The organism is Lacibacter sediminis, from assembly GCF_014168535.1.
GTDB lineage: Bacteria > Bacteroidota > Bacteroidia > Chitinophagales > Chitinophagaceae > Lacibacter > Lacibacter sediminis.
In genome coordinates this window covers 1,056,308-1,076,130 of record NZ_CP060007.1, presented here as the reverse complement: position 1 = coordinate 1,076,130, position 19,823 = coordinate 1,056,308, and the positions used below count along the sequence as shown (strand labels likewise).

At 41.1% G+C, this 19,823-nt stretch carries 21 protein-coding genes and 1 tRNA gene; 8 read left to right on the top strand and 14 right to left on the bottom strand.

The window, feature by feature from the left end; genetic code table 11:
• Positions 1–62: 62 nt before the first annotated feature.
• The 5 genes from H4075_RS04860 to H4075_RS04840 form a co-directional block, all read right to left on the bottom strand.
• Positions 63–866: an SDR family oxidoreductase gene (locus H4075_RS04860; protein ID WP_182804679.1), complete on the bottom strand. Its 804-nt coding sequence runs from the start codon at positions 864–866 to the stop codon at positions 63–65.
• Between the two features lie 66 nt (positions 867–932).
• Positions 933–1,005: transfer RNA gene (locus H4075_RS04855), tRNA-Lys, on the bottom strand.
• Between the two features lie 135 nt (positions 1,006–1,140).
• Entirely contained in the window at positions 1,141–2,091 is a 951-nt protein-coding gene (gene plsX / locus H4075_RS04850) for a phosphate acyltransferase PlsX (protein ID WP_182804677.1), read from the bottom strand.
• A gap of 24 nt (positions 2,092–2,115) precedes the next feature.
• The gene (gene rpmF / locus H4075_RS04845; protein ID WP_182804675.1) at positions 2,116–2,310 is read right to left on the bottom strand and encodes a 50S ribosomal protein L32; all 195 of its coding nucleotides are present in this window, start codon (positions 2,308–2,310) and stop codon (positions 2,116–2,118) included.
• Between the two features lie 11 nt (positions 2,311–2,321).
• The gene (locus H4075_RS04840; protein ID WP_182804673.1) at positions 2,322–2,858 is read right to left on the bottom strand and encodes a YceD family protein; all 537 of its coding nucleotides are present in this window, start codon (positions 2,856–2,858) and stop codon (positions 2,322–2,324) included.
• A 363-nt stretch (positions 2,859–3,221) separates the two neighbouring features.
• Here H4075_RS04840 and H4075_RS04835 point away from each other — a divergent pair, with 363 nt between their 5' ends.
• Entirely contained in the window at positions 3,222–4,304 is a 1,083-nt protein-coding gene (locus tag H4075_RS04835; protein ID WP_182804671.1) for a DUF3810 domain-containing protein, read from the top strand.
• A 53-nt stretch (positions 4,305–4,357) separates the two neighbouring features.
• Here the strand turns inward: H4075_RS04835 and dcd are convergent, their stop codons facing one another.
• Positions 4,358–4,894 (bottom strand): dCTP deaminase, encoded by a 537-nt coding sequence (gene dcd, locus H4075_RS04830; protein ID WP_182804670.1) that lies wholly within the window; start codon positions 4,892–4,894, stop codon positions 4,358–4,360.
• Between the two features lie 68 nt (positions 4,895–4,962).
• Between dcd and H4075_RS04825 the strand changes: the two genes are divergently transcribed.
• Complete coding sequence (locus H4075_RS04825) at positions 4,963–5,592, top strand: 4'-phosphopantetheinyl transferase family protein (RefSeq protein ID WP_182804668.1); 630 nt, start codon at positions 4,963–4,965, stop codon at positions 5,590–5,592.
• A gap of 84 nt (positions 5,593–5,676) precedes the next feature.
• Here H4075_RS04825 and murB read toward each other — a convergent pair whose 3' ends face one another.
• On the bottom strand, positions 5,677–6,699 hold the full coding sequence (murB, locus tag H4075_RS04820; RefSeq protein WP_182804666.1) for a UDP-N-acetylmuramate dehydrogenase: 1,023 nt from the start codon (positions 6,697–6,699) through the stop codon (positions 5,677–5,679).
• Positions 6,700–6,721: 22 nt separating this feature from the next.
• On the opposite strand from murB, the gene H4075_RS04815 reads away from it, so the two are divergent.
• The 5 genes from H4075_RS04815 (at position 6,722) to H4075_RS04795 (ending at position 10,016) form a co-directional block, all read left to right on the top strand.
• Positions 6,722–7,372 (top strand): NAD(P)H-binding protein, encoded by a 651-nt coding sequence (locus H4075_RS04815; protein ID WP_182804665.1) that lies wholly within the window; start codon positions 6,722–6,724, stop codon positions 7,370–7,372.
• Positions 7,373–7,489: 117 nt separating this feature from the next.
• Complete coding sequence (locus H4075_RS04810; RefSeq protein ID WP_182804663.1) at positions 7,490–7,786, top strand: hypothetical protein; 297 nt, start codon at positions 7,490–7,492, stop codon at positions 7,784–7,786.
• 90 nt (positions 7,787–7,876) lie between these two features.
• Positions 7,877–8,329 carry a tail fiber domain-containing protein gene (locus tag H4075_RS04805; RefSeq protein ID WP_182804661.1) on the top strand — a complete coding sequence of 151 codons (453 nt, stop codon included), beginning with the start codon at positions 7,877–7,879 and terminating at the stop codon, positions 8,327–8,329.
• 280 nt (positions 8,330–8,609) lie between these two features.
• A complete protein-coding gene (locus tag H4075_RS04800) occupies positions 8,610–9,014 on the top strand; it encodes an RNA recognition motif domain-containing protein (protein ID WP_182804659.1) in 405 nt (134 codons plus the stop codon).
• A 480-nt stretch (positions 9,015–9,494) separates the two neighbouring features.
• Positions 9,495–10,016, top strand: coding sequence for a M23 family metallopeptidase (locus tag H4075_RS04795; RefSeq protein WP_182804657.1), 522 nt, complete (start codon positions 9,495–9,497; stop codon positions 10,014–10,016).
• Between the two features lie 7 nt (positions 10,017–10,023).
• Here H4075_RS04795 and priA read toward each other — a convergent pair whose 3' ends face one another.
• From priA to H4075_RS04775, 4 genes are all read right to left on the bottom strand, one after another.
• On the bottom strand, positions 10,024–12,462 hold the full coding sequence (priA, locus tag H4075_RS04790; RefSeq protein WP_255460332.1) for a replication restart helicase PriA: 2,439 nt from the start codon (positions 12,460–12,462) through the stop codon (positions 10,024–10,026).
• Between the two features lie 101 nt (positions 12,463–12,563).
• Positions 12,564–13,331 carry a lysophospholipid acyltransferase family protein gene (locus tag H4075_RS04785; protein WP_182804655.1) on the bottom strand — a complete coding sequence of 256 codons (768 nt, stop codon included), beginning with the start codon at positions 13,329–13,331 and terminating at the stop codon, positions 12,564–12,566.
• Between the two features lie 89 nt (positions 13,332–13,420).
• Positions 13,421–13,879, bottom strand: a complete 459-nt coding sequence (locus tag H4075_RS04780; protein WP_182804653.1) for a DUF4258 domain-containing protein — start codon at positions 13,877–13,879, stop codon at positions 13,421–13,423.
• 192 nt (positions 13,880–14,071) lie between these two features.
• Positions 14,072–16,852: a DEAD/DEAH box helicase gene (locus H4075_RS04775; protein ID WP_182804652.1), complete on the bottom strand. Its 2,781-nt coding sequence runs from the start codon at positions 16,850–16,852 to the stop codon at positions 14,072–14,074.
• Between the two features lie 197 nt (positions 16,853–17,049).
• Between H4075_RS04775 and mtaB the strand changes: the two genes are divergently transcribed.
• Positions 17,050–18,339 (top strand): tRNA (N(6)-L-threonylcarbamoyladenosine(37)-C(2))-methylthiotransferase MtaB, encoded by a 1,290-nt coding sequence (mtaB, locus tag H4075_RS04770; protein ID WP_182804650.1) that lies wholly within the window; start codon positions 17,050–17,052, stop codon positions 18,337–18,339.
• Between the two features lie 12 nt (positions 18,340–18,351).
• Here mtaB and H4075_RS04765 read toward each other — a convergent pair whose 3' ends face one another.
• The 3 genes from H4075_RS04765 to H4075_RS04755 are packed head-to-tail and all read right to left on the bottom strand — an operon-like array spanning position 18,352 to position 19,792.
• A complete protein-coding gene (locus tag H4075_RS04765; protein ID WP_182804648.1) occupies positions 18,352–18,738 on the bottom strand; it encodes a hypothetical protein in 387 nt (128 codons plus the stop codon).
• Positions 18,739–18,754: 16 nt separating this feature from the next.
• Positions 18,755–19,231 carry an RrF2 family transcriptional regulator gene (locus H4075_RS04760; RefSeq protein ID WP_182804646.1) on the bottom strand — a complete coding sequence of 159 codons (477 nt, stop codon included), beginning with the start codon at positions 19,229–19,231 and terminating at the stop codon, positions 18,755–18,757.
• A 9-nt stretch (positions 19,232–19,240) separates the two neighbouring features.
• Positions 19,241–19,792 (bottom strand): BrxA/BrxB family bacilliredoxin, encoded by a 552-nt coding sequence (locus H4075_RS04755; RefSeq protein ID WP_182804644.1) that lies wholly within the window; start codon positions 19,790–19,792, stop codon positions 19,241–19,243.
• Positions 19,793–19,823 lie beyond the last annotated feature (31 nt).

Below are 19,823 nucleotides of genomic sequence, written 5' to 3'. Positions count from 1 at the left end.
ATTGGAACGAAAGATAAAGAATAATCAGTGGAAGAAACAAGCGCTGTTAAAGAGCGGTTGTATTATTTAATGAGCTTTCCATCTTTAAAGAAAAACTTATGGATATACTTATCAGCAACACGTGGTAACAGTTTACCCATCCACACTGTTGCTTTACCTGTTACAGTAAGCACTACTGAACGCTTGCGTTTTGCGATGGCATTAAAAATATGCTGTGCACATTCTTCGGCACTCATCAATTTTGATTCGTCCATTGGCGTTTCACCAATTGGGTTGCCTTCACCATTCAGTGCAACTGAACGGATATTTGTAGCAATAAAGCCCGGCGACACCCACAATACATTGACGCCATGATCAAACATTTCTACACGTAACGCTTCAAGCCAACCCTGCATCGCAAATTTTGAGGCTGAATAAGCACTGCGGCCCGGTATGCCCCTGTTACCAACGATGGATGAAATACCTGCTACTGTTCCTTTGCGTTGAATAATGTAAGGAAGTGCAGCTTTGGTTGTATAAACAGTGCCCCAGAAATTTACATCCATCAATCGTTTATAGGCACTTGTTTCCGATTCAATAATTAATGCACGCATGGATAAGCCGGCATTATTGATGAGTACATCAATACCTCCAAATGCTTTCACCGTTGTTTCAATAAACCGGGTGCAATCGTCTTCATTGCTCACATCGGCTACAAACGTATGCAAGGCTCTGCCTGCAAACTCCTGTTGTAATGAATACAACCTGTCAGCATTTCTGCCACAGGTAGCAACCTTTGCACCTTTGCTTAAAAAAAGTTGAACTAATGCTTTACCAATGCCATCGCTTCCGCCTGTGATAACAACAACCTTATTCTGAAAATCCATGCCTGTTGATTTATTTGCAAAAGTAATATAAACAGAAAAGCCTCCGTGTGGAGGCTTTTGTTTCTGTGATCCCGCTGGGACTCGAACCCAGGACCCCAACATTAAAAGTGTCGTGCTCTACCAACTGAGCTACGGAATCTCAAAACGTTTCCGTTTTTTTGGGAGTGCAAAAATAGGAGAATTAGAATTCGCTCCCAACTTTTCAAACAAAATGTTTTTATTTTCCCTGAAATAAACAATTCTGTTTAAACAGTTTGTTCATCCCATCGCTGTTTTACTCTACTTCTTCTTCACTCACAAACTTGGCCTTCATTTTCTCCAGCAGTTTAGTTTCGATCATCTTGCTGGCAAGATGGATCATATTCAAAAATGCTTTTGATGTTGAAATACCGTGACCAACGATCACCGGTTTATCAATACCAAGAATGGGTGTGCCACCGTAGGTTTCAAAATTGAAGCGCTTGAAGTAATCGTCCTCATCAAGACTGCGTGATTTCGCAATATCAAAGATCGATTCACCCAACTTCAGAATAACATTACCGGTAAATCCATCACACACCATCACATCTGCCCTGCCAGTCAATACTTCACGGCCTTCAATATTGCCAATAAAGTTGATGAGTTTACTTTCTTTCAATAATGGATAAGCAGCCTGTGCCAACAAGTTGCCTTTTCCTTCTTCCTCACCAATATTAATCAACGCCACAGCCGGATTCTCGATCTCAAGAATATTTTGTGCATAGATACTGCCGAGGATGGCATTCTGCAAAAGGTTCTCCGGTTTACAATCGGCCTGCATACCTACATCGAGGATCAACCCATAACCACCTTCCACTTTTGGAATAACAGTTGAAATGGTTGGCCGCTGTACACCTTCAATAGCTCGAATTGTATAAAACACACCCACCATCATCGCACCGGTGTTGCCTGCACTGATGAAGGCATCTATTTTTCCTTCGGCCAGCAACTGCAATCCTTTGTTCATGGATGAGTTGGGCTTATCCCTTAAAGCTTTGGTTGGAGGTTCGTGCATATCCACCACTTCAGTCGTGTGCACAAACGAAATAGTTGGAGGTACAGTAACAAAATGCCTGCGCATGATGGTTTCATCACCAAGCAGAAGCAATTCTATTCCGGGGGCAGCATCGGCTAAAAACAAATCTACGCCCAACAGCGGCTGCTGAGGGGCGTAGTCGCCACCCATCATGTCAATACCTATGACCATGCAGGTAAGTTAATTATAAAAAGCTTACGCTTTTAAAGGAGCTTTCTCAGCTACTAATTTTCCTTTGTAGTACAGCTTACCTTCACTCACGTGTGCACGGTGACGTGGATGAATTTCACCCGTTGTGCTATCCTTTGTTAAAGTAACAGTCACTGCTGTGTAGTGTGTACGACGCTTTGCGCTGCGTTGCTGTGAATGTCTGCGCTTTGGATTCGGCATATCTTTAAATTTTAGTCGTTTCTGAATTTATCCAATCCTTTCCAGATTGATTTGTTTTCGTTTGTTTGCGGGTTCAGTTGAGCCAGGCGTGCAAGCACTTCTTTGTTGCAATGCGGTCCGCCCATTTCACTTTCCCTGCACATCTTTTGCATGGGGATGCTCAGTACAATGAACTCGTAGATCCAGCTCTTCACATGAAGATGACTTTCAGTTCGGGATATGTAAAACACATCCGGACTTTCTTCTTCATCATTCATTTTCTCCGGCTCATCGGTCATTTTTACCAGCATCTCAAATTCGTCCCACAGTTCTAAAGGAAGATCGTTACCACAACGGTCGCAAAGAACGCCAACGGTACCAACCACCTCAAACTTCAGCAACATAAAGCCGGTATTCTTTTCGAGTTGCAGCTTTACGTTTGCCTTACAGTTTTTAAAGTCCTGTTTTTCGAATTCTTCAAAGAACCTGTCATCAATTTCATAATCAAATTGATGAATGCCGGGCTTTAAACCCACAAATGCTATTTCGTATTCCCGGCGGCTTGCCATATCACCCCTATTTTAAAGAGTTTGCAAAGGTAACCGAAATACAGTTTCAAGCCAAAAGGAAAAGCAGGTTTATTTTCAGGAGCGGCAGCGTTCCTTCCCTTGTCGGGCTGCGGTTTCCCGCCCTTTGTTCCTGCTCCGCCGTTGATTTACAGTAATCGGAACTGCAAAGCTAAGCTTAAGTGCAATTAGTCCGCTGATTTGCAAAGCCTTCGGGGCAACAGACCATTGACAATAATCAATATTCAAAACCTAAAATCCAAATTCCCAATTTCAATTTCTCCTCCGTACCGGTAATTGTCTGTCCACTACTGCCCATTGTCTATTGCTATTGATTATTCGCTTTTGCCCGTAAATTTGAGCCGAATGACCTACGGACGACTCATACGCATTGCAATCATCAGCACATTGTCCATCTTTGCCCTAGTTATCTTTTTCATTTCAGGCAATCATGAATGGATCGAGAAGAACTATGCCACCGCTTTTTACCCAAAACTGGCTTCTACGCTCCGGTTGATCTTTGGCTGGTTTCCTTTCAGCCTCGGCGATATTATTTACTCAATTGTCACCATTAGTGTGCTTTGGCAAATCGGCAAGTTTGTCGTTCGATTGTTTCACAAAACCGATAGCTGGCGAAAAAAACTCACACCCCTGCTTACAGCCGGCATCATTCTGCTTGCCGTTTATGTTTATTTCTACCTGTTCTGGGGATTAAACTATTACCGCAAAGGCATAGAACATCAGCTTGGTTTAAAGAATGCGAAGTTTGCAAAAGAGCAATTGATCGGGCTGAATATGTTCCTGCTTACGGAACTCAATAACCGAAAAGAGATCTGCCTGAAGAAAAAAGATACCATCATGAGTCGTGAACGTATGTTTCAATCGGCAAGGGATGGCTACAGTCAACTGGAACAGCAGTTTCCTTATATGCGTTACCGTTATTCTTCCTTAAAACCTTCCATGTTTGGGAGAGTTGGTAACTACATCGGCTTCCAGGGATATTATAATCCATTTACCGGCGAGGGACAGGTAAACACAGCCATTCCGAATTTTTTACAACCATATGTTACCTGTCATGAAATGGCGCACCAGATCGGTTATGCCAGTGAAAGCGAAGCAAACTTTGTAGGCTTTCTGGCAGCTACCCATTCAAGCGATACACTCATGCAATACTCCTCTTATCTCGATATGTTCATGTATGCATGGGGAAACTTAAGAGCAGTTGATTCAACAGCTGCAAAAGAGTTTGGTACGAAATTGCACGAGGGCGTTAAAAGAGACTTGAAAACATACCGGAAATATGTTGAGGATCATCGTACGTTCGTCAGCGACTGGACCGATTTTTTATATGATTATTATCTCAAACAAAACCGCCAGCGAAAAGGAATCGAAAGTTATGGTGAGGTAACGGGTTGGTTGATTGCGTACAGGAAAAAGTATAATAAGTAAAAAGTTGATAAGTATTCCCTATCAACTTTTTACTTATTTACTGATAACTTTTATCAAAACTTATTCTTCCACATCATACTTTCCACCGGCTTGTTGTGCTGACCGCTGTACTTCGCATTTTTCTTTTGATTGTATTTCACTTCAATCTCTCCATCCACTGGGAAATAAATCAATTGACCAATGGGCATGCCTTTGTAAATCTTTACAGGTTGCTTTACAGAAATCTCCAATGTCCAGTTACCACAAAAACCAACATCACCTTTACCGGCAGTTGCATGTATGTCGATACCTAATCGACCGGTTGATGATTTACCTTCAAGGAAAGGAACATGCGCATGTGTTTCGGTGTATTCCAATGTTACACCTAAATAAAAAATGTGCGGATATAACACAAAGCCCTCGTCAGGAATTTCGATGTATTCGATCTCGTTATGCTTTTTGGCATCGATCATATGATCTTTGTAAATAGCCAATGTACCTCCGAGATGTACATCGTAGCTGTTACTGCCCAAACACTCACGATCGTATGGTTCAACTTTAATCGTTCCTTTATCTATTTCTTCTAAAATACGCCTATCACTTAAAATCATTTTGTTCTCTTTAGCTTTGTGCGAAAGTATAACTCTGAAACCTGCAATCTAAAATCTTAAATCTTAATTTGCCGCTCGTTTATCAACATACTATCAACAGCAATACAAAAGCAGGTCTTTGGCTTATTAAAGAACCTGAAGATTTTTTCCTTGCAAAGGTGCCATTGAAAAGGGATGTATCACATCCGCACAAACGGTTACAACACCTGGCCGGCCGCTACCTGCTGCCAACATTATTTGAAGATTTTCCACTCGAAGAAATCTTAATTGCCGATACACGTAAACCATTCCTGCCCGATGAGAAGTACCATTTCTCTATTTCGCATTGTGGCAATTATGCCGCAGCCATCGTTAGCAGTAAACAACGGGTGGGTGTTGATATTGAGCAGCCAAGCGATAAGATTTTACGCATCAGTCATAAATTTTTAACGCTGCAGGAAAAGATGTTTCTTGATGAGCAGATGAGCGCTGCCCAACTTCTGCAATTAGCTACTTTGCTGTGGAGCACCAAAGAATCGATGTTTAAATGGTTTGGCGATGGTGGTGTTGATTTTCGTGAGCATATGCGTATTGAAAACATTGAAGGCAATGACGAAGAAGGAAAACTCATTTGCAGTTTTCAAAAATATGATCCGTTGCCGTTAACTGTGCATTACCGTTTTATGAAAGAGTTGGTGATGAGTTGGGTGGTTAGCTAAGAAAGCTGCTAGCTATTCGCTGCAAGCTTCAAGCTTTGCGTGTTGTTGTATTTACTTGCAGCTAGTGTCTGGCAGCTTACAGCTTTAAAAAATATTCACTTCTCTCTCCAACTCCACGCCAAATTTCTGCTTCACGCTCTGCATGATCTCTTCACTCAGATCATAAATTTCTTTGCCGGTTGCAGCACCATAATTCACCAATACCAATGCCTGCTTTGCATGACAGCCCGCATCGCCCTTGCGATATCCCTTCCAGCCACATTGTTCAATTAACCAACCTGCAGCAAGTTTCATTGTTCCATCAGGATTTGTAAAAGCTATCAATGACGGGAACTCATTCTTCAACTGATCGTATTGTTCTTTACTGATAGATGGATTCTTAAAAAAACTTCCTGCATTACCAATCACTTTCGGATCAGGCAACTTCGATGAACGGATATTGATCACTGCCTGTGAAATGGCTGCAATACTTAATTCCTTCACACCCATCTTTTCCAGTTCCTGGTTAATAGCTCCATAACTGGTATTGAACAATGGATTCTTTCTGAGCTTATAGGTAACCGAGATAATGACAAACTGATCTTTGTACTTCCGTTTGAACACACTTTCACGATAGCCAAACGCACAATCAACTGCAGAAAATTTGACGATGGTTTTGTCGTGCAGATGATAGGCTTCCAGTTCTTCAAACACATCTTTGATCTCTACACCATAAGCGCCAATATTCTGCATCGGACTTGCACCTGCATTGCCCGGTATCAAACTTAAATTCTCAACGCCTCCCCAACCCTGTTGCACGCAATGCTGCACAAAGCTGTGCCAGTTAACTCCGGCCCCCACCTGCACATATACAAATTCATCGTCCTGCTTTATAACATTGATCCCGGAAACTTCATTCTTCAGTACCAATGCATTTACGTCGGCTGTAAAAAGAATATTGCTGCCACCGCCAAGTATCAGTTTATTGATTCGTGGTGAAAGCTGATGCATGTAAGCCAGTATTTCCTGTAACTGTGCAGCTGAGGAGAAATCGGCAAAGTGTTTTGCTTTTACATCAATCCCAAATGTATTGTATTGCCGGAGTGAAAGATTTTCGTGAATTTGCATCTAGGTGCAAAATAAAGAATTTATGAACGGACAAACAGCAGTTGTATTAGGAGCCACCGGATTAATTGGCTCATCACTGGTAGAACAGCTACTTGCTGACGATGCTTTTTCAACAGTGAGAGTATTGGTGCGTAAACCAATTCCAATTCAACATCCCAAGCTTGAGGTCTTTATCACCGACTTTTCGGATTATGAGATGTATAGAAAAAATCTTGGTACAGGCGATTGTATTTTTTCCTGTATTGGCACCACCAATGCAAATGTGAAAGGCAATAAATTGTTGTACCGATCCATTGATTTTGATATTCCGGTTAATGCTGCACGTTTTGGCAAGGAAGCCGGGTTCAAACAGTTTCTACTTGTATCGGCTATTGGTGCCGATGCCCGTTCACGCATTTTTTATTCCAGGTTAAAGGGCGAAGTGGAAGAAATGATCGCCGGCTACAAATTCAAAAGTTTTCATGTGTTCCGGCCATCATTTTTAGCAGGAAGAAAATTGAACGAACGCACAGGTGAGACTGTGCTCACCACACTGTTCAATATCTTTTCATTTTTAATCCCTTCAAAATACAAGGCAATTCGTGGAGCCACTGTTGCAAGGGCCATGCTGAAGGCTGCGAAAGAAGAAAAAGAAGGACTAAGTGTTTACTATTACAATGAAATGATCGCATAGATTGTTGCTATCAAAACAACCGTTAAATTTTATTAAACTTTCTAAATTCGTTCATATTAATTAAACATTAAACCGTGCTTTTCTTTACATTTGCACATTGAAAATTGTGAACGATTGATGAAGTATTTTCTTTCCATATTTTTTATTCTTCTGTTTGCCTTAAATAGCGTTTCGGTTATACTTCCATTCACTGATTTATACGCTGATTTTGAAGTTTCCATCAATCCGGAGCAAGAACAAAAAGAAGAAAAGACCGATCCTGAATCGAAGGAAAAATTTCAGTCCTACTCCATTTTAATGAATAATATCGTCTTAGATACAAACGGACGAAAAAATAAAACAGCATTCTCCAACTCTGCCTTTATAGAAGAGGTGAATATTAAGAACCCAACTCCCCCGCCCGAACAGGCATAATTATCCCGTTCTATCGTTTCATGATCTGATGTACTATCCTCCCGGATATTGCACAAAGATCGTATTACAAATCATTTAATTAATATTCTCATGTTCACTTCTATTAAATATATCGCATTCATTACAGTAAGTTTTTTTATTTCAACAAATACAATCGCTCAAACTATTAACGACGAGCAAACAAAACTGAATGTTGCAAGCATCAGTAACCCGGTTGAAAGACTGTCGCAACTTAAACCAATCAGTTTTGAATACAACACGAAACAGTACAAGTTCCTCAACCTGCAAACCGGCAAACAGTACGGTTTCTTATCAGACAATATCCAGGCAGTGTTTCCTGAACTGGTAAAAGAAAAGCGAGTGTCATACATGCAGGGTAAGAACAACTATAAAAATGCAAGTATTGCAAGCATTAATGAAACAAGCTTAATTCCGGTATTGGTTGCTTCAATTGTTGAACAGCAAAAGCAGATCGATCAATTGAAATCAGAAATTGAAGCATTGAAAAAGAAGAAAGACGTTGCGGTAACGCAAGCAAAATAAAAAATAAGCAGGAAGCGCAGCATCAACAACTGCGCTTCTTTTTTATAGCATAATTATCCACGCTCAATAACTGCAAAGAACTAAGTAAGGACAGTTGTATCGTAAATTCCGAATTGGCTTTTTCTGTTGATATGAATTGTTCGTTATGAATCCGGAAATGAACGCTGAAAATCGACAATGCCATGACCTAAATCAAGCGAAACAGGCTGAAATATGACTTAAACTGACTATCTTGAGGACGGAATCAACAGTATTAATTAGCTTTACAAAAATTAAAACAATGAATTTATTTGTAGCCGGCTTACCCTATGATGTAGACGATGCCGAATTGGAAGAAATTTTCGAAAAGTTTGGCAAAGTGGTTTCAGCTAAAGTTTCGATCGATCGTGAAACCGGAAAAAGCCGTGGCTTTGGTTTTGTAACCATGCAGGAAGAACAAGATGGTAAAGATGCAATTGAATTGCTCAATGATATTACACTCGGACGCAGCAGAAAACCATTAGTGGTGAAGCAGGCAGAAGATCGCCCAGGTGGCGGTGGTGGAAACAGAGGTGGAGGCGGCTATGGTGGTGGCAGACCAGGCGGCGGTGGTGGTTATGGTGGCGGACGTCCAGGTGGTGGCGGAGGCTATGGCGGCGGTGGCGGTGGTTATAGTGGTGGCGGAGGCGGTGGCCGACGTTACTAAGCTATACAGAACGAATACGATTTTCAGATCCCTCTTTGTAAGAGGGATTTTTTATTGCTGTTAGCTGGTGGAGGCTTGATTAATAAAAATAATATGTCGTAAAACCACGATGAGATTTTCCGCAAAAAAATCGGTCAAATGTACCCGGGCAACTATAAAAAACTATTCAGAGATTTACATCAGAAATTAATAATCCAATACCAATAGAAAAAATCCGTACTCTATTAAGAACTGACAGAAATTTAAATCCTTTGAAAACTAAAATGAATTCGTATCCTTAAAACCGATGATCCATCAACCCTATTAAAAACGTAAACAAGAGACACATTTACCGAATTGATGGAACAAAATTCCTGCACGTCCCTCCGCTAAAACGGGGGGATTTGCTTTTTGCGGCAATTCCGAATTGCTAAATGCAAAAGCATTGTAAAATAAGTGTGTCAAAAAAATATCTTCCAGCTAGGGCCGTTTTGTGAACACATGAAATATTTTAAACGACTTGCAGTTGGCCTACTTCTCCTCATTGCATTGGGATTTCTGCTGCCACAACACTTTATCTCACCAGTTAAAGGATCCACGAGACAAAGCTATCATCAACAATCATTCTGGGCTTATCCATGGGGAACTTCAGTGACACATAAAGGCGTAGATATATTTTCGAAAGAAGGAACAGATGTCGTTTCTTCAACGGGAGGATTAGTGCTTTATACAGGTAAAATTAAAAAAGGTGGAAACGTTGTATTGATACTTGGTCCAAAATGGAGATTGCATTACTATGCTCATCTGAGAGAGATCAAAACATCCACATTTGCATGGACAAATCGCAGAGAAGTAATTGGCACTGTTGGAACAACGGGTAATGCTGCTGGTAAGGCGCCGCATCTGCATTATACCATTCGTTCAATTATTCCATTGCCATGGCGAAAGGATAATTCAATTCAGGGATGGAAGAAGATGTTTTATTTGAACCCAATTGATTATTTGAATACTGCTCAGAAATAATCAGCTATCATATCTTATCTACATCCGGTATCACCACCACACTTTTAAAGCCCGGATGGTTATGCAAATGAACTTCCTGTGCTAAGATCATTTCTTTGCATTGATGCATCAGCTGTGCATCCTTCGGCAATTTAAAAATCAGCTCCATGATGTATTGATTGCGGATGCGGTTCACCACCGGCTCTGCAGGACCAACCATATAATTTGCAAACAGTGGTTTCATATTTTCTGCCACCAGTTGTGCAGCAGCTTCCACCACTTCTTTTTGCTTATGCTTAAATGTCAGTTGAATGATGCGTGAAAACGGCGGATAAAAAAACTGTCGCCTGCCTTGTATCTCTTCTGCATAAAACGATTTGTAATCATGCGCCTTTACAAACTTCAACACCGGGTGATTCGTGTTGGCTACCTGTATCAACACTTTGCCATGTGCATCTTTGCGCCCGGCACGACCACTCACCTGCTCCATCAACTGAAAGCCACGTTCGTTTACACGAAAATCAGCGAAGCTTAATAAACTGTCTGCATCAAGTATGCCCACAAGATTCACATGTTCAAAATCCAAACCCTTCACCACCATTTGTGTGCCTACCAATACATCAATGCGATGCTGTTCGAAATTCTGGATCAACTGATCATGTGCTGTTTTGCCACTCACCGTATCATAATCCATCCGTGCAATCTTTGCATGCGGAATCAGTTCCTGCAATTGTTCTTCCACTTTCTCTGTGCCGAAATTCAACTGCATAAAATCATGACTGCCGCAGGCTTCGCATGTAACCGCAGTTGGATACACCGTTCCGCAGTAATGACATTGTAGTTTGTTTTTGAATTTATGAAAGGTTAAACTCACATCGCAATAACGGCAATGCGGAATCCAGCCGCAGGCTTTACAAACCTGGTGAGGAGTGTAGCCTCTCCTGTTTTGAAAAAGTATGACTTGTTTATTTTGTTGCAATGATTCTTCGATGGCTTTTTGCAGCACCGGTGCAATCATCACTTTTTCTTTCGTTTGTTTGAAGAGTGGTTTGGTATCGATCAATTCGATGACAGGTAATTCACCTTCTCCGTAACGCTCATTCAATTCAACTAAGCTGTATTTTTCTGTTTGCGTGTTGTAATAAGTTTCAATGGAAGGTGTACCGCTGCCCAGTAATACTTTGGCACCAAACACCGTTGCATAATAAACGGCAGCGTCACGTGAGTTGTAACGTGGAGCAGGTTGCTGTTGTTTGTAACTGCTGTCGTGCTCTTCGTCACAAACAACTAAACCCAAATCTGCAAAGGGAAGAAACAAAGAACTTCTTGCACCCAACACCACTTTCATTTCACCGCTCTTGATCTTGTTCCAGATTTCAATGCGTTCGTTCTGGTTAAACTTGCTGTGATAGATTCCAATATAGCCACCGAAATGTTTTTGCAATCGACGAATGATCTGTGCAGTCAATGCGATCTCAGGCAACAGGTACAATACCTGCTTTCCTTTTTTGATATACTCTTCAATGAGTTTAATGTAGAGTAATGTTTTACCACTGCCGGTTACACCATGAAGCAGACAAACATGTTTTGCTTCAAAAGATGTGCGTATTTCATCCAATGCTGCTTGCTGTGCAGTGGTTAATTCGAAATCGATTGATACATTTCTCGGCAGGTTCTGCAAACGATCAACAGCACGTTTTTCCAAAAATAAAATATTCTTTTCGACCAATCCTTTCAATTGCGCATCACTTGCACTGCTTTTTTTCAACAAGGCAGTTTTACTCACTTCACCTTCCGTTTTCATAAGGTGCAGATAGCTTAATAACAATTCCATTTGTTTGGGTGCACGGCTCCAGTTGTTGAGCAATTCACTCAACTGCTCTTCATTATCGTATTGCGGATTGAGTAAGACGAATGTTTCTTTCTTAGCCGAGTAAGTTTCCTTCAACGATTCCCACACAAAACAAACCCGCTTTTCGATCAACCGTTTCACCACGGGATATACATGCGATGTATCAAGTATCAATTGCACTTCGGGCAACTTCAATTCTTTTCGAATAAGCAAAGCTTCTGCCACTAAGTATTCATCATGATCAAGAGTAGAAAAATCTTCACCGATCTCATCATTATAAACAAGAATGGTCTCACTGCTGAGTTTAAAATGCGCAGGTAAAGCTGCGGCCATCACTTCACCTTCGGTACATAAATAGTAATCTGCAATCCATTGCCACAACTTCAACTGTTCTTCATGAATGATGGGTTCTACATCGAGCACATTCAAAATATATTTCGGATCAAACGCTGCAGGCTTATTGTTATGAATAGTTTTGATGACACCGGCATATCGTTTCTTCCGCAGCTCCACTTCCACTCTAACGCCCACACGCACCTGTTCCTGCAAACGCTCAGGAATGCTCCAGGTATAATTTTTTGGAAGAGCAAGTGGTATGATAATTTCGGCGTACACGGGTGAATGGTCAATAGTGAATAGTGAATATGCAATTTAAAGAGTATGCCTGAATGTAACTGTAAAATTATCGAAGTGCTGAATGGCCTACTCACTATTCCCTATTCACCACTCGCTATCCAACTCGCTTTATATTCTTTCAGTTTGGCTTCCATTAAATCATAAACTTTTTGCTTCAGTTGATCTACCTCAAATGGACTATAACCTTCAGGGGAAATTTCTTCCAGGTAAACAGTTCTTAATTTACCCGGTGTCAATGAAAAAACGCTGCTCCAGTGTAAACGATCAACTGAATCTAAAAACAACATCGGCTTAATGGGTGTTTCCGTCTCAATTGCCAGTCGAAAAGCACCATCATAAAAATCGATCAATGGTTTGTCCGTCATATTAAATGTTCCTTCAGGAGCAATATAGATCGATATCTCATGGCTCAACACACTCTTCAATGTCTTTACACTTTTTGCCCTGTTCTGCGCACTTCCACGTAATACAGTCACAACTGCTGCATTATAAATAATTCCGAAGAGCGGTATCTTGCCTGTTTCTGCTTTTCCTAAAATGCGCAATGGACTGCGAATGGCTTTCAGCATCTGCGGTATATCCATGTACGAGTTATGATTGCTTACAAAAATGTAGGGCTGATGTTGTTTTATTTCTTCTTCAACGATGCGGATATGAAAGATGCCAATCATGAACAACCATACATCTGCCCACCAATGTACAATACGCATCACGGCATTACCGCCTTTGATCTTTCCAAACAAAGATGCAATGAGTACAAATGGTATTACAATCACCATCATGACCAAAAAAAGGATGATGGCGTAAATGACGTAGATGACTTGTAGTGGTTTGAGTAATAATTTCATATTCAGAATCTGTCATGTCGACGAAGGAGACATCTGTTTGACTATGTACAATGATCGTCAGATCCCTCCTTCGTCGGGATGACAGCTCATTACTTACAACTCGGGCAATCCCATTCTTCTTCCAGATCGATCACTGTTACAATTGTCAAATGCCGCTGCTTCGGTGCAACAATGATACGTACATGTTGATTATCTCTTGATGTAATTCCTTCCAACGCATACTTAGGACCTTGCGCCGCATCCAATTCACTCTTCTTGTAATTCACTTCTGCTTTCCGCACAATTTCTTTTACTTCTTCCTGTGTGATGTGGCGACATTTCATGCGACAGCGGGCATGCTTCGTGAAATAGAACTCTGATGACGGATCACGAAACACATCAAGATTTGATTTCTGATTATCCGTTTTCGCCTCTTCACGTTTGGTATCTTCTGTGCGGTTTTTTGTTTTTTGATTGTCGCTTGCATTGTCTGTGTTGTTGCAACGACGGATCATGACTGCTGCCAGCAGTAATATGATGAGGAAGAGATAAGGAAGTGATTTTTTCATTTTTGTATTTGCTGTACAATAATATTGTTTTTTGATGAAACCCACCCCAACCCCTCCCGGGAGGGGATAACGCCCTGATCAACTGCTTTGCAAAATGTATGATCCAGATTACATTGATTGACAAGATTAAAAAAAGAATTCAAATAGAAATCTTCAGCATCCTAAAAATCCTATCAATCATGGTTCAGACAATTACTCCAACAAATACTTTATATCATCCAGCGTTAAACTTTTTACAAACCCTTCTTCAGCTGTTATCAGATCTTCGGCTAATTTCTTTTTACCTGCTGCCATCTTCATGATCTTTTCTTCAATACTGTCTTTACAGATCATACGATAAGCAAACACCTGCGATTGCTGACCGATACGATGTGTACGATCAATCGCCTGGTTTTCTACCGCTGTATTCCACCATGGATCAAAGAGGAATACATAATCTGCAGCGGTTAATGTAAGACCGGCATTACCTGCTTTCAAACTCAACAGGAACACAGCCACATCACTTTCATCGTTTTGAAATTCTGAAACCAATTCCTGCCGTTCGGAAATTTTCGTTTGTCCATCTAAGCGAATGTATTTGATGCCTTCTTTCTGCAGATCACGTTCCAGCAAATCGAGCATAGAAGTAAATTGACTGAACACCAATGCACGGTGTTGCGGAATGATCGTCTTCAATTCATCAATGAGCACTTTGGTTTTAATACTGTCGTACGCAAACACATCTTCATCATTCACCAGTTCGCAACTGTTGCAGATCTGCCGCAGTTTTGTTAATCCTGCCAGCACACTCATTTTGCCTTTGTTCAATCCATTTTCGCTGATGTCCATTAAGATATTGCCACGTACATTTTCCTTGATGCTTTCATATGCAGCACGCTGATCGGCTTCCATTTCGCACCAAAGGATCGATTCTGTTTTTGCAGGCAGATCGGGCGCTGCCTGTTCTTTTGTACGGCGCAATACAAACGGACGAATCAGTTTCTGCAAAGCAGCTGCTTTTTCAGCATCGCCTTTTTGTTCGATTGGTATTGCATATTCTCTTCTGAAAAATTCATTACTGCCCAATAAGCCCGGCAACAGAAAATGCATCTGGCTGAAAAGATCGCCAGTACCATTCATCACTGGCGTACCACTCAATGCAATTTTTGTTTTTGCAACAAGTTGCCAGGTTGCTTTTGTTATTTGTGCAGATGGATTTTTGATATTCTGACTTTCATCCACCACCACTGTATTCCACGGAATGGTTTGCAGCAGTTCAACATCCTGCCGCAACGTTCCATAGCTGGTAATAATGATGCGGTTACTTTCATCTTTCAATTCTTCTTCATCTCTTCCTGCACCATGAAACACAACAGCCTTTACATCGGGCGCAAATTTTTCCAATTCCTTTTGCCAATTGTATAACAAACTTGCAGGAGCAACAACCAGATGCTGATCGGTTGGTTGCTCTTCAATTTTATGTAAGAGAAATGTGATCGTTTGTAATGTTTTACCCAAACCCATATCATCAGCAAGGCAACCGCTGCCACCGATCTCCGATAACAAACGTAACCACTCATACCCTTTTTGCTGATACGGTCGTAATTGTTCAACGGTTAATCCTTTGGGCAATGCATACAATGCATCTTCCTGCTTTTCCCATTGTTTCCATTTACTGTACCAGGTTGCACTGATGTCTGTTTTAATGGATGCGTCCGCATTTGTTTCACCTGTTGCTTCACTCATCAGTAACCACTTCGGTACCAGCAATTCTACTTTGCGCACTTTACCATGGCGGATCATCATGCCGTATTGCTTCAACCATTCTTCACCCAACACACCCAAACTTCCGTCTTTCAACATCACGGCTTTCTGTCCGTTCATTAAACTTTTCTGCAGGTAGTTTAATGGTATGGCTTCTTTTCCAAACTGCACCGTCATTGAAACAACGATCCAGTTGCCTTCCACTTCCTGTTTACTGATGACTGTTTCTGCAATATGCGGCGAGTAACGGAAATGCTTCATCAGATCAATACCGAGCAAATCGATATTCATCTCAAGCAACTTGTGATATACTTTCAGAAACCAACCTTTCTTTTGCGCCTCGGCAAAATTGAGATAGAAAAATCCATTGCTTTGATTCGCAAACTTTTCATGCAGCGAACGAAGAAACTCCACCAACTCTTCTTCTTTCTGTTTATGACGAACAATCGAAATAACTTTATCAGCCGATTGTTGTTTTGTTATTTCTTCAAACGGACCATCCACCACGTAACCGTCATACACAAAACGTGGTTCGAGTTTTAAGAATGTATTATTGAGTTCGCTTAGCATTACTTGCGGCTGCGGTTCTGCAATCAGCTCTTCACCTTTTGCAATCACCGATGCATCCACTTTCAATTCCCACTCTCTTAGTTTATTGAGTACCTGTTCAAATGCAGCAGGATCATTCGTCGTCCACGTTGTTGCATCCTGTTGCTGTAACCATTCAATGGCATCATGACTTTTTGAAGTGAGTTGATAATAACAGGATTCTGTTTCTACTAAAAAATGATAACGTTTGAATTCAGTCAACGGCATGCGTTCTTTTCCTTTCACCACATATACTTCAAGATGATAGCGATCCTCTTCTGCTGTTGCATGAAAAGCGAGTTCGACTGGGTATGAATAAAAAACACATTTCACCGTTTGTGCTGCGGGATGATAAAACTCAACACCCTGCAATTGCCGCACTGCACTCATCATTGATTGCAGTTTACGTGTCATCGCTTTTTTCTGCATCATCGATCGTTCTCTCTCATCTTTGATGTATTGCGATTGACCGACAATATCAGCTTCTGTTTTCTGCCATTCCCATTTTGAAAAACTCAGCAAAGTTTTCATTCCTTCATCGGTTAAGTTGGGAAAGAAAACTTTTAGCTGTGCACGGTTCAGCGGTTGTTCACCAGGAGTAACTCCGGACGGCGTCTTGATCAGTTGCCTGATTTCCAGCATCGGTCGTTTAGTAAACAGATGTTTCGGCTGAAAGAGTAAATATGTTTTGGTATTGCGGTTGTCCATAGAAAAGAAGGGGGCAAAAATAAGGGGTTGGCCAATGGTTGCCAACCTTTAAAAGGTTGGCAACCATATAAATCTATCCACACTCTTCTTTACTCGTCTTTCTCCGTTCTTTCTTACCTTTGCTGCCCTTTATGGCAGCAGCAAAATCAGTCGCATTTCACACACTCGGTTGTAAACTCAACTACTCCGAAACTTCCACACTCAGCCGACAGCTGGAGAATGAAGGTTTTGAGAAGAAAGAGTTTGAAGACCTGGCCGATGTGTATGTGATCAATACCTGTTCTGTTACTGATAATGCCGATAAAGAATGCAGGCAGCTGGTGCGTCGCATCCAACGCAAGTCACCGGAAAGTTTAGTGGTGATCACCGGTTGCTATGCTCAATTGAAACCAAAAGAAATTGCAGAGATACCCGGTGTTGATCTGGTGTTGGGTGCTGCAGAAAAATTCAACATTGCTTCGCACATCCGTGAACTGGCGAAAGGCGATAGTGCAAAGATCAGCAGTTGCGAAATTGAAGAAGTGAGTGGTTTCAATGCATCCTATTCCATCAACGACCGTACACGTACATTTTTAAAAGTACAGGACGGTTGCGATTATACCTGTTCGTTCTGCACCATTCCGCAGGCACGTGGTAAAAGCAGAAGTGATAATGTGGCGAATGTGATTGCCAATGCAAAAGAAATTGCAGCAGGTGGCAGTAAAGAAATTGTGTTGACGGGTGTGAACCTTGGTGATTTTGGTAAAGGTGCCGATGGTAATGGTTCGCCTTCAATTTATAACCGTGAAGAAAATTTCTTTGATCTCATTCAGCAGTTAGATGAAGTGGAAGGTATCGAACGTTACCGCATCTCTTCGATTGAGCCAAACCTGCTCACCAATGAGATCATTGAATTTGTAAGCAGAAGTAAAAAGTTTATGCCGCATTTTCATATTCCCTTACAGAGTGGAAGTAATGCGGTGTTGGGTATGATGCGTCGCCGCTACAAACGTGAATTGTATGCTGAACGTGTGGCACTCATTAAAGAACTGATGCCGTATTGCTGTATTGGTGTAGATGTGATCGTTGGTTTCCCCGGCGAAACGGATGAACTCTTTCAGGAAACATTCGACTTCTTACATGCACTCGATATCTCTTACCTGCATGTATTCACTTATTCTGAACGTGACAACACACATGCCTTAACGCTTGGGCCTGTTGTGCCGATGACCGTACGTTATGAACGTAATAAAACACTCCGCAATCTTTCTTACATGAAGATGCAATACTTCACCCAGCAACATGCAGGAGAAACAAGACCGGTATTGTTTGAAGGACATAGCAAGAACGGCATGATGGAAGGTTATACCGATAACTATATTAAGATCACTGCGCCGGAGAAGAAAGAATGGGTGAATGAGATAGTGGATTGGAAGATATAAGAACTCTCCAGTCTATTTATACTCTTCTGGTTTAAATACCATCCTAAACAAATAGTTACCTAAGGTATCGCTAAAATTATATTCGAGAGTTGCATTCATATCTCTAAACATTTTCCCGTCAGGATTAGTTTTAGCCATATTTAAAGTCGTCATACGTAATGACTTTTCAAATTCACGAATATCATATTTTACAGTGTCGTACTTTAGAGTAAAATTATATCGAAAAGTTGAGGGAGGTAAAGCGAGAGTATTCTCAAGCCTCATAATACTATCAACCTGTATAGGACACATCTTATTAACAGTAGTAGAAACTCCTTTTAAAAATTCAAATCTTGATTTTGGCTTTGAATTACAACCAATAAAAATAATTACCACAAAGATTTTGAAGAACATTTTCATAAGTCCTCAACTACTCTTACTTCATTAATTCTTCAACATTCCTCTGCAATATCGCTTCCAGCTTCAGCTCTACTTCCTTTTCATTCACCATCAGATCTTTCAGCGTTAATTTATTCAGGAGATTATCGAGTGTGTACTGGATCATTTTCCATAATGAACGGGTACTGCAATCAACCGAGTTGGTACACAAGCGACCAAGACCTGTATGTGCTTCACAAAACTGTTGATCGAACAATGTTCCACCCAATGCTTTCAGCACATCGTTGATGATGATCAGCTCTGCAGGTTTCGCCAACACATAACCACCTTTGTAACCGGGTGTGCTGTTGATAAAACCTTCCATACGCAAGGTGCGACAGATCTTAGCGACATGCGGCTCGGTGAGTTTTTCAGCTTCACTCAACTGGGGAATACTCAACCCTTCAACGGGATTAGCCGATGCAATGCGGATGAGGATTCTGATACCGTACTCTTCTGATGAAGTAATTTTCATACAATCGTTTTAGGCTTGTGTTGCTAATGGATCTACCTGGTATAAATTTTTGAAATAAGTTCTCAACTCTTCACGCTCTTCATCTGTCGTTTGTTTTGTACAATGCTCATTGTAAGCAGTGATCAATGAATCAGCGATAGTGCCTGCATCAGTTGTTTCGATCTGGTGACGCTGTAAATGCAACAATACCTTACCATCTTTCAACAACAGTACATTGGGTGAGGAAGGTGTAACACCGCTGAGATATTTCTCACGGAAATGTACAACCGCTTCCTTTTCCATACCTGCAAACAGTGTTGCTTTTACATCGGGCACTACATGATTAAAGAAGCTGAGCAATGCACCCGGTCTACTAACTCTTGCGCTACAACCGCATACACTGTTCAATACAACCAATATTGTTTTGCCAGGATTACCGCTCAATACGTTCTCCACATCTTCCACGCTCATCATTTGTTCAAAACCTGCATCTACCAACTCTTTCCGGTAAGGTGCTGCTATTTGTTCGGGATAGCTGGGACCTTGGTTGCCCATTAAACTATCTAAAGAAATCATTGCCATAATCTATTATTTTATTCTCCTGCCTGAAGGC